Below are 12,851 nucleotides of genomic sequence, written 5' to 3' on the forward strand. Positions count from 1 at the left end.
CCGTGCGCCGGCCCTGTCCGATCACAGCGTCGCGGGCAGGCTCAGCCATGGTTTGTCGGTGGCGTCGAACCCGGTCAGCTCGGCGATCCTCCCGTCGGCGATGCGCAGGACCGCGATGGTGAACAGACGGTGTTCCGGGCCGTCGGCGGTGCGGAGGTACAGCGCGGCGGCGGGCATGAGGTTGACCGTCGTGGCGATGCAGCGCCAGTCGTCGTAGCCGCGCTGGAAGAGCCCGTGGGAGACCCAGCCGTCCACCGCGTCCTCGGCCGTGACGATCAGGGTGCCGGGGTCGGGCAGCATCGTGAAGCGCAGGTCGTCGCGGAGCAGGGCCGTCAGCCCGTCGAGGTCGTTGCGTTCATGGGCGTCCATGTACGACTTCACCACGCCGCGCTCGTCACGCGACAGCTCGTGCGTGGCAGGGCTCCGCCAGTCGAGGCGGCGGCCGGGCAGCTGCTCGCGCATCGTCACGCGGGCCCGCTGCAGTGCGCTGGTCACCGATGCGACGGTCAGCTCCAGGGCGCCGGCGGCCTTCGAGGCCGGCCAGCCGAGGACGTCGCGCAAGATGAACACCGCTCGCTGCCGCGGCGGCAGGTGCTGGACGGCGACGATGAACGCCAGCTCGATCGTCTCCCGCGCCACCACCGATTCCTGCGGATCCTCCGGGAGCATCCGGTCCGGGTAGGGCTGCAGGTGGCGCACTTCCGAGCCGGCGCCCGGCAGCTCGGCCGGCACGGGTGTGCGGTCGTTGCGCTTGTCCAGGAAGTCGAGGCAGGCGTTCGTCGCGATCCGGTACAGCCAGGTCCGCAGCGCGGCGTGGCCCTTGAACGACTCCCGCTTGTGCCACGCCCGCAGGAACGTCTCCTGCGTCATGTCCTGGGCGTCGTCGTAGTTCGCGAGCATCCGGTAGCAGTGCACCTGGAGCTCACGCCGGTAGGGCTCCGTGATGAGCGCGAACCGTGCCGCGTCATGCGAGCGGGCCACCGCGATGAACGTGGCTTCGTCGTCGTCTGCCGGTCTGGCGTCGGTCATGGTCGTCAATCCTTCCGCGGGTGGCGAGGGGCTGCCAGTACTGACGATGTGGCGGAGCATTTCTGAGCGGTGCACCCGCTGACACCGGGCCGCTCGTCAGGGAGGCCCGCTCGCCTTGACGTATCCGGCTCCGAGGACGTCCAGAAGCGCCAGTGCCTCGGTGCCAGTCCGGAAGGCGCCAGTGGCAGTCGCCCTCGATGCACAGTTCGGTGGTCGTCCCGCCCAAGCTGCTTGAAGGTGATCGCGCCGGTGACGGTTTCCCCGCTCAGCCGTCCGTTCTTCAGCAGGGCGGCCAGGGTCGCGGGCTCGGCCGGGTTGACGAGTTGCTCGTCATGGCCGAGCAATTCGGTGTGCCAGAGGTGCAGCCGGTGATTGTCCTTGCGCCGGCGTTCGGCTCGTTCGCCGGCGCCACCTGACAGGGTGGTCGTCTCGGTGAAACGCATGCCGTGTCCGGCCGCCAGCACGGCCTTCACCGCCTGCACGGGATCCTTGCTCACCCTGCGCGTGGGCCTGCGGAGGCGGGGGCGTGTTCGCGTTCTGGGGAGCGGTCGAGTGGGGGGCGATTGAGCAGTAATTTGTCCAATTTGTCCAAGCTTCGATCTTGTGAGCGGACGCGGGCTACAGTGACGACGGCCAGCAGTCAATGGCAGTAAAGGCTGGCCGAAACCCGAGGAGAAGATGAATGAGAAGAACGTGGCCAATGGCGTTGGTGGCGCTCGCCGCTGTCGTCATGGGCGGCGCGACGCCGGCGAGTGGCGACGCCGGCGATCCGGCGACCAAGACGGCGACGACGGCGACGACGGCGACGACGGCGACGACGGCGACGACGGCGACGACGGCAACCAGAACAGCCACGGCGACGGCGAAGGCCGCGGTCTGCGGAAGCGCGTCGCTGAACGGCCCCACCACCCCGCCCGCCGGCGCGGAGGTGGTGCCCGCGGGCGACAACAGCGGCGTGAATTTACGCAAGGCGAACACCACGTACTACTTCGAAACCGGCACGCACACGCTGGAACAAGCCCAATACGCCCAGATCCTGCCCGGTGAGAACGCGACGTTCATCGGCGCGCCCGGCGCGGTGCTGGACGGGAAGGGCGTGAACCAGTACGCGTTCGGCGACACGGCGACCGGCGTCACCATCCGGTACCTGACCGTCACCGGGTTCGTCGCGCCGCAGGAAGAGGCCGTGGTCAACCACAGCGCCGCCGACGACTGGATCCTGGAGCACAACACGTTCCGCGACAACTCCGGCGCGGCGCTGATGGCCGGGGCCAGGAACCAGATCCGCGGCAACTGCATCAAGGACAACGGCCAGCTCGGCCTGAACGCGTCCCAGCACGGCGACCACATCACCGGCCTGGTGGTGGCGGACAACGAGGTCACCGGCAACAACACCGACGACTGGGAGCACCAGGGCCAAGGGTGCGGATGCACCGGCGGCCTGAAGTTCTGGGCGGTGAACGGCGCCGACGTGACCGGCAACTGGGTGCACCACAACCACGGCCCGGGGATCTGGGCGGACACCAACAACAACGACTTCCTTATTGAGAACAACCTCATCGAGGACAACGAGTCGATCGGGATCTTCTACGAGATCAGCTACAACGCGGTGATCCGGAACAACACCCTCCGCCGCAACACCTGGAAGGCGGGTGCCGAGCGGGCGGCGAAGGGCGACTCGTTCCCCGACGCGGCGATCTACCTGTCCGAGGCGGACGGTGAGCCGCGCATCCCGGCGCGGACCGGCAAGATCGAGGTCACCGGCAACCTGCTGGAGAACAACTGGGGCGGCATCACCGCGTGGGCGAACGCCGACCGGTTCTGCGGCAGCGCGGCCTCGACCACCAGCGACTGCACGCTGATCGTCGGGCCGGCCAACACCTCGAAGTGCGCGCCGCCGGCCATCAAGGACGAGCCGCTCTACACCGACTGCCGCTGGTGGACGAAGAACCTCGACATCCACCACAACACCTTCTCCTTCGACCCCGGTGCCGTCGACGGCGGCTGCTCGACGCAGTACTGCGGGCAGATGAGCCTGCTGTCCAACTGGGGCACGGCGCACCCGGAGTGGTCCCCGTACCTGGGGGAGAAGATCGAGAAGTCGATCGTCTTCCAGTCGAACAACTCCTGGCACGACAACACCTACACGGGGCCGTGGCAGTTCAGGATCTACGACATGGGCAGACGCGTCACGGCCGCGGAGTGGGTCGGCCCCCAGTACGGCCAGGACGCCGGCAGCACGTTCGACGGCAAGGCGCCCGAGGTGCCGCCGATCACCGAGCAGACCTTCGAGGACGTCTCGACGGCGCCCTACTCCGCGTGGTACGGATCCAGCCTGGCGCACCAGACCGGCGACGCGCACGGCGGCACGGGCTCGCTGCAGCTGACCAGCACCGAGGGGTCGGGCAGCGCGGTGGCGCTCGACAAGTACCCCGGATACAGCGGGGTGATCGCCGGCAAGAGCTACCGCGTGTCGCTGTGGCACCGGGAGGCCGCGGCCACGATGCCCACCGTCACCTGGAACGTGCGCTGGCGCGACGAGGACGGCGCGGTGTTGCGCACCGACCCCGTCCCGCTGCCCCGGAAGACGGCCTGGACCGAGGCGGCCGGCACGTTCACCGCGCCGGCGGGCGCGACCCGCGTCGACTGGACCTTCGTCTGGAGCGCCCCCACCGGGTCCGCGTTCCGGATCGACGACGTGGCGATGCGGGCCGCGCAAACGTAGTAGGCATGAAGAACACCGAGGCCCCTCCGGTGGGGGGCCTCGTCCCGACGCCGTCGTTCCGGCACCGAAACGCAGACGGAGGAGATCACTCATGCCTGATCAACCCAGGCTCATGCGGACGGGACGGGCGATGGCGATCGCCACCTTCGTCTCAAGGGCCACCGGCTTCGTCCGCACGCTGGCGCTGGTCGCCGCGCTCGGGCTGGGAACCAAGCTGCTGGACGCCTACACCGCGGCGAACGTCACCCCCAACACCGTCTACGAGCTCGTCTTCGGCGGCGCGCTGGCCGGCGTGCTCGTTCCGCTGCTGGTCCGCACGGCCGCCGACCGCGACATCGACGACGACCTGTTCGCCCAGCGGCTGCTGTCGCTGGTGGTGTACGGCCTCGGAGCCGTGGTGATCGTGACGATCGTCGCCGCGCCGTTCGTCGTGGACCTCTACGTTCCGGGGTTCAGCCCTGACCAGCGGCATCTGGCGGTCGTGTTCACCCGGTACTTCATGCCCCAGATCCTGTTCTACGGAGTGAGCGCGACCCTGGCCGCGATCCTCAACGCGCGCAGCCGCTTCGTCTCGCCCATGTGGGCGCCGGTGGCCAACAACCTTGTCGTCATCGCCACCGCCTCGGTCTTCCTGCTGATCGGCGGCACCGGGAAGCTGGAGTCGCTGACCGGCGTCCAGGTGCTGCTGCTGTCGATCGGCACCAGCGCGGGGGTCGCCGCCCAGATGACGGTCCTCGTCGTGGTCAGCCGGCGAACCGGGTTCCGGCTGCGGCTGCGCGCCGACCCGCGGGGCATCGGCGTCCGGCGCATCGTCGCCCTGGCCGGATGGACCATCGCGTCCGTGGCCGCGGCCCAGGCCGTCTTCCTCGTGATCACCCGGATCGCCTCGCAGGCCGGGCCCGGCGCCGTCGCCGTCCACTCCAACGCCTACACCCTGTTCCAGCTGCCCTACGCGGTCATCGCGGTCACCGTCATCACCGCGGTCCTGCCCAGGATGAGCCGGGCGGCGGCCGATCGTGACCTCGCCCGGGTGACCGCCGACCTGTCCCGGAGTCTGCGGCTCACCGGCGTGGTCCTGGTTCCCGTCGCCGCGGCGCTGATCGTGCTCGGCCCGCAGCTGACGACCGTGCTGTTCGCCCACGGCAACGCCTCGCCCGCCGCCGCCCGCCTCACGGGCTCGGTGCTCGCCGTCCACGGCCTCGCCCTCGTCCCGTTCGCCGGCTACCAGATCATGGTGCGGGTCTTCTACGCGCTCGGCGACACCCGCACCCCGGCTCTGCTGAGCGTCGGCGTCTCCGCCGTCACCGTCGCCGCCGGCCTGACCGCCGCACGACTCGCGCCAGGACCGAACGTGGTCATCGCCCTCGCCGCCTGCTCCGCCGTCGCCTACACCGCGGGGATGCTCCTCACGGCCCAGATGCTGCGCCGCCGGATCGGCAGAGTCGACGGGCACCGCCTTCTCGGCACCCACACCCGGATGCTCGCCGCGGCGATCGTCGCGGGTCTGGCCGCGGCCGTCGTCAACCGCGTCCTCGGCGCCAGGCTCGGGACGGACTGGACTGGCTCGCTCGTCACCCTCTGCACCGCGGCCGCGATCGGCGCCGCCCTCTACGCCCTGGCCGCGCGGGTCCTGCGCATCACCGAGTTCAGAGCCCTCACCGCCGCCCTCCGGTGGCCGGTCAGGCCTTGACGGCGAGGCCGCCGTACATCGAGACCATGGAGTCCTCCACGAGCAGCGCCCGGTCGTCGGGCCGCCACCGGTGCACCGGCACCACACCCGGCTCGATGAGCTCGAACCCGGTGAAGAACTCCTCGATCTGCGCCCTGGTACGGGCCTTGGACATGATGCCGCGCCGGTTGTACTGGGCGACGGCCTCGCTCACCAGCCGGCTCGGCGCGCTGTCCAGCGTGATGGTGGACAGGGCCAGAAAGCTGCCCGGCGGCAGCGGCTTCATCAGGTGCTCGATGATCGAGCGCACGTCGGAGTCGTCGGGGATGAAGTGCACCACGGCGATCAGGCACAGCGCGACGGGACGGGTGAAGTCGAAGGTGTCGCGGACCTCGGCCGAGCCGATGATGGCGTCCGGGTCGTTCAGGTCGGCCTGGATGTAGCGGGTTCTGCCCTCCGGGCTGCTGGTGAGCAGGGCGCGGGCGTGGACGAGGACGAGCGGGTCGTTGTCCACGTAGACGACCCGGGCGGCGGGGTCGGCCTGCTGGGCCACCTCGTGCAGATTGGGCGAGGTGGGCAGCCCGGTGCCGATGTCGATGAACTGGTCGACGCCGCGCTCGGCCGCCAGGTGGCGGGTCACCCTGACCATGAAGTCGCGGTTGGCGCGTACGGACGTCGGCATGTAGGGGGCGATCTTGATGACCTCCTCGGCCGCCGTGCGGTCGGCCGCGAAGTTGTCCTTGCCCCCCAGGAGGTAGTCGTAGACCCGCGCCGAGTGCGGCACGTTCGTCCTGAGATCGACCCCCGTCCGCCTGTCGCCGGCCACCCCCGCACCTCCGCGTTGATCAACTGCCATGTGCCCCACGTTAGCGGGATTCAGGGGGTGGAATCCGGCGAATCCCACCTGGAACAACAACATCCTGGGCTCAGCGAGACGAGGGCTTGCTCTTCTTGCGGGCGCGGCGGTCGGGGACGGGGGAGCGGCCCGCGGAATGGTCGGCGAACGCCTCGGCCGCCTTGGCGGGGTCGCCGTCGCGCAGCAGCGAGACCAGGCGGCCGTGCTCGTCGGCCATCGCGTGCCAGTCGCCGTCGAAGAGCGGGTCGGCGATGGCGCGCAGCGCGCGCAGGCTCGGTTCGAGGACCTCCCACATCCGGGTCAGGAACGGGTTCCCCGCGATCTGGCTGACCCTGGTGTGGAAGGCGATGTCGATGTCGCGGAACTTGCCGACGTCGTTCATCGCCACGGCCTGGTGCATCTGCTCGACCAGGTCCTCCAGCTCGCGGAGCTGGTCGTCGGTGACGTGCCCGGCGGCGAGCTGGGCGGCCAGGCGTTCGAGCGGCTCGCGCACCTGGCGGGCGTACTCGGCGTGCTCGGTGGAGATCTCGACGACGAAGTTGCCGCGGCGTGGCACGTGCACGAGCAGCCCCTCGCGGGCCAGCTGCTTGACGGCCTCGCGAACCGGCGCTTGACTCACGCCCAGACGGCGTGCGATCTCCGACTCCACCACGCGCTCGTTCGGCGCGAGGTCGCCCTCGACGATGGCCTGGCGGAGCAGCTCGTACACCCGATCGGAGATCAAGGTGGGACGGACCGAGTCTTTGCTCGTGGCCAGTCTGGAGGCGAAGTCACTGTTGGCTTGCCGTGTCGATGCCATGAAGTCCTCATCATGCGATCTCGCGCGTCCCCGATCCCCGCTGTCATGATACGCGATCATCGGTTAGCAGGTATCGATTGCAGCCGGTCCGCCAGCCAGGCGAGCTTGACGGCCTCGTGCGCCGGGCCGCCGCCCTCGTGGTCGTTGAACGGGTAGACGCTGATCCGCTTGCGCGCCTCGGGCAGGTCGTGGAGCGCGCCGTAGTGGTTGAAGGCCGCGTACACCGTCGAGGGCGGGCAGATGCGGTCCATGAGGCCGACGGAGAAGAGCGTCGGCGCGTTGGCCCGGCGGGCGAGCGTCGCGCCGTCGAAGTACGACAGGGTGCGCATCGCCGTCTCGGCGTGTTCCCGGTGCAGCTTCACGAACCGGGTGAACTCCACGTACGGCGGCTGGTCGGTGAAGGTCGTCGCCCGCCCGAAGTGGCACAGGAACGGCACGTCCGGCATGACGGCCACGAGATCGGGGACGAGCCCGGCCACGGCCAGGGCGATCCCGCCGCCCTGGCTGGTCCCGGTCACCGCGATCCTGGACGCGTCCACCTCCGGATGCGTGCGCACCGCCGCGACGGCCCGCACGGCGTCGGTGTACAGGCGGCGGTAGTAGTACCGCTCGGGGTCGAGCACGCCGCGGGTCAGGAAACCGGGGGCCGCGACGTCGCCGGTCGCGGGATCGGGGTCGGGCGTCTCGGCGCCCTGGCCGCGGGTGTCCATGACGAAGTGCGCGTAACCGGCGCACGCCCAGAGCCGCTTCTCGTGGGCCACCCCGCGGCCGCTGCCGTAACCGAGGTACTCCACGACGGCGGGCAGGGGGCCGGTCCTGGTCACCGGCAGGTGCAACCAGCCCTTGACGGGGTGGCCGCCGTAGCCCGCGAACGTGACGTCGAAGGTGTCGATCGTGGCCAGCCCGTTCGGCGCCGGCTCGGCCGTCATGGCGAGGTCGATGCCGCTGGTCCCGGCGAGCGTCTTCGCCCAGAACGCATCGAAGTCCGCCGGTTCCGGCAGGGTCGGCAGGTACCGTTCGAGCTGGTCCTGGGGCAGGTCGAAATGGGCCATCGATTAACCAATCATCGCTTATCGATCAACTGTCGCATCGAAGCAGGGGCTCCGGAGCGTTGTCAACCGGGGGTGCCAGGCGGTACGCGCGTTCGGCGGTCGTGCGCAGCACCCGTTCGCGCTCCGCGGCCGTCAGCCCGGCGAGCCCGAGCGTGGCGAGCCGCAACGACTCGGCACGGGACCCCCGGGGCAGGCAGATCGGCCAGTCGGACCCGACGACGCACCGGCCCGCACCGAACGCCTCGACCACGTGGGCGACCAGTGCGGCCACCCGTTCCGGCGGCACGCCGTGCTGCTGGGTGAGCAGTCCGGAGATCTTCATGATCACGTTCGGGGTGCGGGCCGCCCGCCGCACGTGCTCGCGCCACTCGCCCGGGTCGGCCGCCAGCAGGTTCGGAGGGTTGCCGAGGTGGTCGACGACCACGGTCAGCTCCGGGTGCCGCGCGGCGACCTCGGCCGCGACGCCGACGGCGGCGGCGTGCAGGTTGAGTTCGAGCGCCACCCCGAGCTCGGCCAGCACGGGGACGAGCGCGCGGGCCGAGGCGGGCGTGGCCGCCCACGAGGGGCCGCCGAGCCGCATCCCGTTGGGGCGGGCCTCGTCCATGAGGTCCCGGAACCGGGACGGCTCGATCCCGGCGTGGACGTTGAGGTTGCCGACGTGCCCGGCGATCAGGCCCGGGTGACGCAGGCGCAGGTCGCGCAGCCGCCCGGTCTCGCCGCGGTCGCCCCTGGACGCCTCGACCAGGATCGTCCCGGTCAGCCCGAGGCCGTCGCCCGCCGCGGCCAGGTCGCCCGCCGTGAACGACCGGTGGTGGGGTGACTCCGGCGTGATCCACGGATAGCCGCCGTCGAGGTCCCAGAGGTGGGCGTGGCAGTCGATCACCTGTGCTCCGTATGTTCGGCCAGTATTGACACGTTGATCCGCGCTCATGATGATTCTAGTCATCGGCTATCGATCAGCGATTACAGGTGTTCTCATGCGCATGGCAGCAAGACGTCCCGGCGGCGCGGCGGAGCGGGGTGGCAGGCGGTGACGGCCTTCGACGCCTCGCGCGTGCCGGAGGTGCGGGCCTCCCGCGGACTGACGACCCCGCCGCGGTGGGCCGTGTTGGAGCGGGAGCTGTTCGCCGTCCAGGACAAGGCGTGGCGGATCTTCGCCGACCGCTACACCGAGGACGACGGCCGGCTGGTCTTCCGCGACAGGCTGGGGGAGGGGCTCGACGGCCGCGACGGCGTCGACGACTTCTACGAGGCGTTCTTCAACTGGCCGACGTTGTACCTGCTCGGCGGCAGCGCGGACGTCCTGGCGGCGGCGCGACGGCACTGGCGGGGCGTCACCGCCCAGCTGACCGGGATGGGCATGCTGGTCGACGAGTTCGAACGCGGCTACGACTGGTTCCACCAGGGCGAGGGCATGCTGCTGTTCTACGGGCTCTGCCTCGCCGCGCCCGGCGACGGCGAGCTCAGGGAGCTGGCCGGGCGCTTCGCCGACCTCTACCTGCCCGGCGCCCCCAACTACGACCCCGAGCACCAGATCATCCGCGCGCCGCACAACGGCGCCGCCGGCCCCCGCTGGGGTTTCAGCGACCACGACGTGTACTTCCCGTGGAGCCTGGCCCTGCGCCCCTACGGGCTGCCCCTCGACTGGATCGCCGAGGCCGCGCCCTTCGACGACCTGGCCGCCGATCCGGCGCGGGCCCGCGCGTACGGCCGCGTGATGTGGGAGCGCATGGGCCGCGGCGACACGATCGTCAACCTCTGCGCGACCAGCCTCGTCACCAACGCCTACCTGCTCGGCGGCGAGTCCCGCCACGCCGACTGGGTGGTGGAGTACGTCGACGCCTGGCGGCGGCGGCTGGACGGCCGCGACGTCGTCCCCGACAACGCCGGCCTGCACGGCGTGGTCGGCGAGCACCTGGACGGCCGCTGGTACGGCGGCCACTACGGCTGGTCCTGGCCCCACGGCCTGCCACCCGTCGGGACGGCGGCGATCGTCGGCGCGTCCAACGCGACGTTGCTGACGGGCGACGCCTCCTACCTGGACCTGGCCAGGAACCCGCTGGACGTCGTGCTCGGCCGGGCCGAACGGCGCCGCCCCGCCGACGTCTCCACCATCACCAAGCGCTGGCGGCCCCACCTGCGCGGGCTGGAGCACGAGCCGACCCTCATGGCGCCCATGCGCCGCGACGACTCCGGGTGGTTCGACCACAACATCATGCCGACCCAGCTGCCCGTGGCGTTGTGGCAGTTCAGCCGGGCCGCCGCCGACCGGGAGCGCGTCGACCGGCTCCGCGAGGAGGCGAGCTGGGACTGGACGGCGGTGCACACCCAGCGCACCAAGGAGGAGTCCGGGCACGAGGAGCCCTGGTACGAGTACCTCGCCGGCCGCAACCCCGGCTTCCCCGAGCGGATGCTGCGCAGCGCCATCGACACCTGCGCCCAGCGGCTGGAGTCCATCGCGGCCGACCCGGTGGACCCCGCCGTCGGCCCCGACGCGTTCGGCATCCACGACTGGCAGGACCGCAACCCGGTCGTCACGGAGGCGCTGCTGCAGCTGACCACCGGATCGCCGCAGGTGCTCTACAACGGCGCGCTGGCGCAGATGCACCTGCGGTACTTCGACGCCGAGGAGCGCCGTCCGGGCCTGCCCGCCGACGTCGCCGCGCTGGTCACGAGCATCGACGCCGAGCACACCGTGGTCGAGCTGGCCAACCTCGGCCAGGCGCCGCGCTCGCTCGTGGTGCAGGCGGGCACGTTCGCCGAGCACGTCATCCACGAGGTCCGCGCCGACGACGAGCCGCCCACTCCCGTCGGGGGGCCGCATGTCCACGTGCGGCTGCCGGGCTCGACGCACGTGCGGCTCACCCTGACGATGACGCTGCGCGGCGGGACAGCCACCTACGAGGCTCCGCCGATGCAGGTGCGGCGGTGAGGGCCGAGCTGCCGCGGCTGGGCCTCGGCACCGCCCCCATCGGCAACCTGTTCCAGGACGTCTCCGAGCAGGACGCGGCCGCCACGGTGGCCGCCGCCGTCCAGGAGGGCGTCACCTACTTCGACACCGCGCCCCGCTACGGCCACGGGGTCGCCGAGGAACGGCTCGGCCGCGCGCTCGCGACCGGTGGCGGGGCCGCCGAGCCGGTGATCTCCACCAAGGCGGGCTGGCTGCTGCGCCCCGGGCAGAAGGTGGTCACCGACTGGACGGAACGCGGCATCCGCCAGTCGCTGGAGTCCAGCCTGGAACGGCTCCGGCGGCCCTCCGTCGACATCCTGTACCTGCACGACCCCGACGACTTCCCCGAGGACGTGCGCCGTACCGCCTACCCGGCCGTGCGCAGGCTGCGGGAGGAGGGGCTGGCCGGGGCCGTCGGCTTCGGCATGAACCACAGCGAACCGCTGGCCGCGTACGTGGCCGAGTTCGACGTGGACGTCGTCCTCATCGCCGGGCGTTTCTCGCTGCTCGACCACGACGCGCTGACGACCCTGCTGCCGCTGTGCCTGAAGACCGGCACGGCGGTGGTCGTGGGCGGCGTCTTCAACACCGGGCTGCTCGCCGATCCGCGTCCGGAGGCCATGTTCGACTACCGGCCGGTGCCGGGCGGCGTGCTGGCGCGGGCCGAGCGCTGCCGCGCCGTCTGCGCGGAGTTCGGGGTGCCGCTCGCCGCGGCGGCCGTCCAGTTCCCCTTCCTCCATCCCGCCGTGCGGTCGGTCGTGGTGGGCTGCCGGTCGGCGGCCGAGGTGAAGGGGAACGCGGCCGCCTGGCGTACGGACATCCCGCCGGAGCTGTGGCGCCGGCTCGCCGAGGAGGGCTTCGTCCCTCCCGAGCTGCTGGACGGATAGAGGAAGACCCCGGCGGGGCGGGTTCGCCGCCCCGCCCCCGTTTCTCAGTCGTTCTCGCGAGCGGCCAGGTACTCGGCGAGGCCGGCTCCGGTCAGCGGGTAGTAGTCCGACAGCCGGCCGCCCTCGTCCAGGCGGCGGCGGGCGAACTCCTCGCGGTCCTGGTGCAGGAGGGCGTCCTCGGCCACGGCCAGGGCGCTGCGCTGCGGGACGACCACCGCTCCGTCCTCGTCGGCGACGATCAGGTCGCCGGGCGTCACCAGCGTGCCGCCCACCCCGACCGGGACGTTGAAGGCCGAGGGGAACAGCTCGGCCTGCGAGGCGTAGTGCGGCGTCACGCCCGTGCACCAGATCGGCACGCCGAGCGCGCGCACCCGCTCGGCGTCGCGCACCCGCCCGTCCACGACGATGCCGGCTCCGCCGCGCAGCTTGAAGTAGCGGACGAGCATGTCGCCGAGGCAGCCGGTGAAGTGGCTGGCCTGCGCGGAGACGACCAGCACGTCGCCGGGCCGGATGGATTCCAGCACCGCCCACAGCGCGGTCTTGCGTTCGGCGTCCTCCTGTCCGGTGCCGGAGAAGACGTCCTCGCGCTGGGGCAGGAACTGCAGGGTCACCGCGCCGCCGGTGATCCGTACGCCCGGCTCCCGGTGCAGGGGGACGGGGCCGTCGATGAAGGTGCGGGTGATGCCCATCTGGTGGAGCTTGGCGCACGCGGTGGCGGCGCTCACGTCCGCGAGGGCGTCCACCAGGCCCGCGCCGGGCCGGACGAAGGGCGAGGAGTGCGCCGGTCCCAGCATCGTCTCGTAGACGCCCGTCTCCGGTGCCCCGACATGCCCGTTCGTGGTCATTTCTGCCTCATCCCAACACATCGACAATTATCGCCTATC

12 protein-coding genes are annotated in these 12,851 nt (G+C 71.3%); 4 read left to right on the plus strand and 8 right to left on the minus strand.

The window, feature by feature from the left end; all coding sequences use genetic code 11:
- Positions 1-21: 21 nt before the first annotated feature.
- The 3 genes from ACIBQ6_RS27995 to ACIBQ6_RS28005 all read right to left on the minus strand — a co-directional run bounded on the left by ACIBQ6_RS27995 (position 22) and on the right by ACIBQ6_RS28005 (position 2,007).
- Positions 22-1,029 carry an RNA polymerase subunit sigma-70 gene (locus tag ACIBQ6_RS27995; RefSeq protein ID WP_397215458.1) on the minus strand — a complete coding sequence of 336 codons (1,008 nt, stop codon included), beginning with the start codon at positions 1,027-1,029 and terminating at the stop codon, positions 22-24.
- A gap of 5 nt (positions 1,030-1,034) precedes the next feature.
- Positions 1,035-1,511 carry a hypothetical protein gene (locus ACIBQ6_RS28000; RefSeq protein ID WP_397215460.1) on the minus strand — a complete coding sequence of 159 codons (477 nt, stop codon included), beginning with the start codon at positions 1,509-1,511 and terminating at the stop codon, positions 1,035-1,037.
- Positions 1,512-1,647: 136 nt separating this feature from the next.
- Positions 1,648-2,007: a hypothetical protein gene (locus ACIBQ6_RS28005; protein ID WP_397215462.1), complete on the minus strand. Its 360-nt coding sequence runs from the start codon at positions 2,005-2,007 to the stop codon at positions 1,648-1,650.
- Here ACIBQ6_RS28005 and ACIBQ6_RS28010 point away from each other — a divergent pair.
- Together ACIBQ6_RS28010 and murJ are read left to right on the plus strand one after the other, a co-directional pair.
- Positions 1,985-3,754 (plus strand): right-handed parallel beta-helix repeat-containing protein, encoded by a 1,770-nt coding sequence (locus ACIBQ6_RS28010; RefSeq protein WP_397215464.1) that lies wholly within the window; start codon positions 1,985-1,987, stop codon positions 3,752-3,754. The genes ACIBQ6_RS28005 and ACIBQ6_RS28010 overlap by 23 nt on opposite strands.
- A 91-nt stretch (positions 3,755-3,845) precedes the next feature.
- Positions 3,846-5,444 carry a murein biosynthesis integral membrane protein MurJ gene (murJ, locus tag ACIBQ6_RS28015; RefSeq protein WP_397215466.1) on the plus strand — a complete coding sequence of 533 codons (1,599 nt, stop codon included), beginning with the start codon at positions 3,846-3,848 and terminating at the stop codon, positions 5,442-5,444.
- On the opposite strand, the gene ACIBQ6_RS28020 is transcribed toward murJ, so the two are convergent.
- The 4 genes from ACIBQ6_RS28020 to ACIBQ6_RS28035 all read right to left on the minus strand — a co-directional run bounded on the left by ACIBQ6_RS28020 (position 5,434) and on the right by ACIBQ6_RS28035 (position 9,013).
- Positions 5,434-6,279: an SAM-dependent methyltransferase gene (locus ACIBQ6_RS28020; RefSeq protein ID WP_397215468.1), complete on the minus strand. Its 846-nt coding sequence runs from the start codon at positions 6,277-6,279 to the stop codon at positions 5,434-5,436. The two genes, murJ and ACIBQ6_RS28020, sit on opposite strands and share 11 nt — an antisense overlap.
- Before the next feature lie 70 nt (positions 6,280-6,349).
- Positions 6,350-7,078, minus strand: coding sequence for a GntR family transcriptional regulator (locus tag ACIBQ6_RS28025; protein WP_352323582.1), 729 nt, complete (start codon positions 7,076-7,078; stop codon positions 6,350-6,352).
- 56 nt (positions 7,079-7,134) lie between these two features.
- Complete coding sequence (locus ACIBQ6_RS28030; RefSeq protein WP_358295247.1) at positions 7,135-8,130, minus strand: acetylxylan esterase; 996 nt, start codon at positions 8,128-8,130, stop codon at positions 7,135-7,137.
- 25 nt (positions 8,131-8,155) lie between these two features.
- The gene (locus ACIBQ6_RS28035; protein WP_397215471.1) at positions 8,156-9,013 is read right to left on the minus strand and encodes an amidohydrolase family protein; all 858 of its coding nucleotides are present in this window, start codon (positions 9,011-9,013) and stop codon (positions 8,156-8,158) included.
- 147 nt (positions 9,014-9,160) lie between these two features.
- Between ACIBQ6_RS28035 and ACIBQ6_RS28040 the strand changes: the two genes are divergently transcribed.
- Entirely contained in the window at positions 9,161-11,062 is a 1,902-nt protein-coding gene (locus tag ACIBQ6_RS28040; protein ID WP_397215473.1) for a hypothetical protein, read from the plus strand.
- Complete coding sequence (locus ACIBQ6_RS28045; protein WP_397215475.1) at positions 11,059-11,967, plus strand: aldo/keto reductase; 909 nt, start codon at positions 11,059-11,061, stop codon at positions 11,965-11,967. Before ACIBQ6_RS28040 ends, ACIBQ6_RS28045 begins: the two co-directional genes overlap by 4 nt.
- A gap of 44 nt (positions 11,968-12,011) precedes the next feature.
- Here ACIBQ6_RS28045 and ACIBQ6_RS28050 read toward each other — a convergent pair whose 3' ends face one another.
- Positions 12,012-12,812 carry a hypothetical protein gene (locus tag ACIBQ6_RS28050; RefSeq protein ID WP_397215477.1) on the minus strand — a complete coding sequence of 267 codons (801 nt, stop codon included), beginning with the start codon at positions 12,810-12,812 and terminating at the stop codon, positions 12,012-12,014.
- Positions 12,813-12,851 lie beyond the last annotated feature (39 nt).

Source organism: Nonomuraea sp. NPDC049655, from assembly GCF_044465465.1.
Classification (GTDB): Bacteria; Actinomycetota; Actinomycetes; order Streptosporangiales; family Streptosporangiaceae; genus Nonomuraea.

Coding starts and splice junctions, on each gene's coding strand:
- ACIBQ6_RS27995 (WP_397215458.1), bottom strand. CDS start 1,029: ATGACCGACGCCAGACCGGCAGACGACGACGAAGCCACGTTCATCGCG.
- murJ (WP_397215466.1), top strand. CDS start 3,846: ATGCCTGATCAACCCAGGCTCATGCGGACGGGACGGGCGATGGCGATC.
- ACIBQ6_RS28020 (WP_397215468.1), bottom strand. CDS start 6,279: ATGGCAGTTGATCAACGCGGAGGTGCGGGGGTGGCCGGCGACAGGCGG.
- ACIBQ6_RS28025 (WP_352323582.1), bottom strand. CDS start 7,078: ATGGCATCGACACGGCAAGCCAACAGTGACTTCGCCTCCAGACTGGCC.
- ACIBQ6_RS28030 (WP_358295247.1), bottom strand. CDS start 8,130: ATGGCCCATTTCGACCTGCCCCAGGACCAGCTCGAACGGTACCTGCCG.
- ACIBQ6_RS28050 (WP_397215477.1), bottom strand. CDS start 12,812: ATGACCACGAACGGGCATGTCGGGGCACCGGAGACGGGCGTCTACGAG.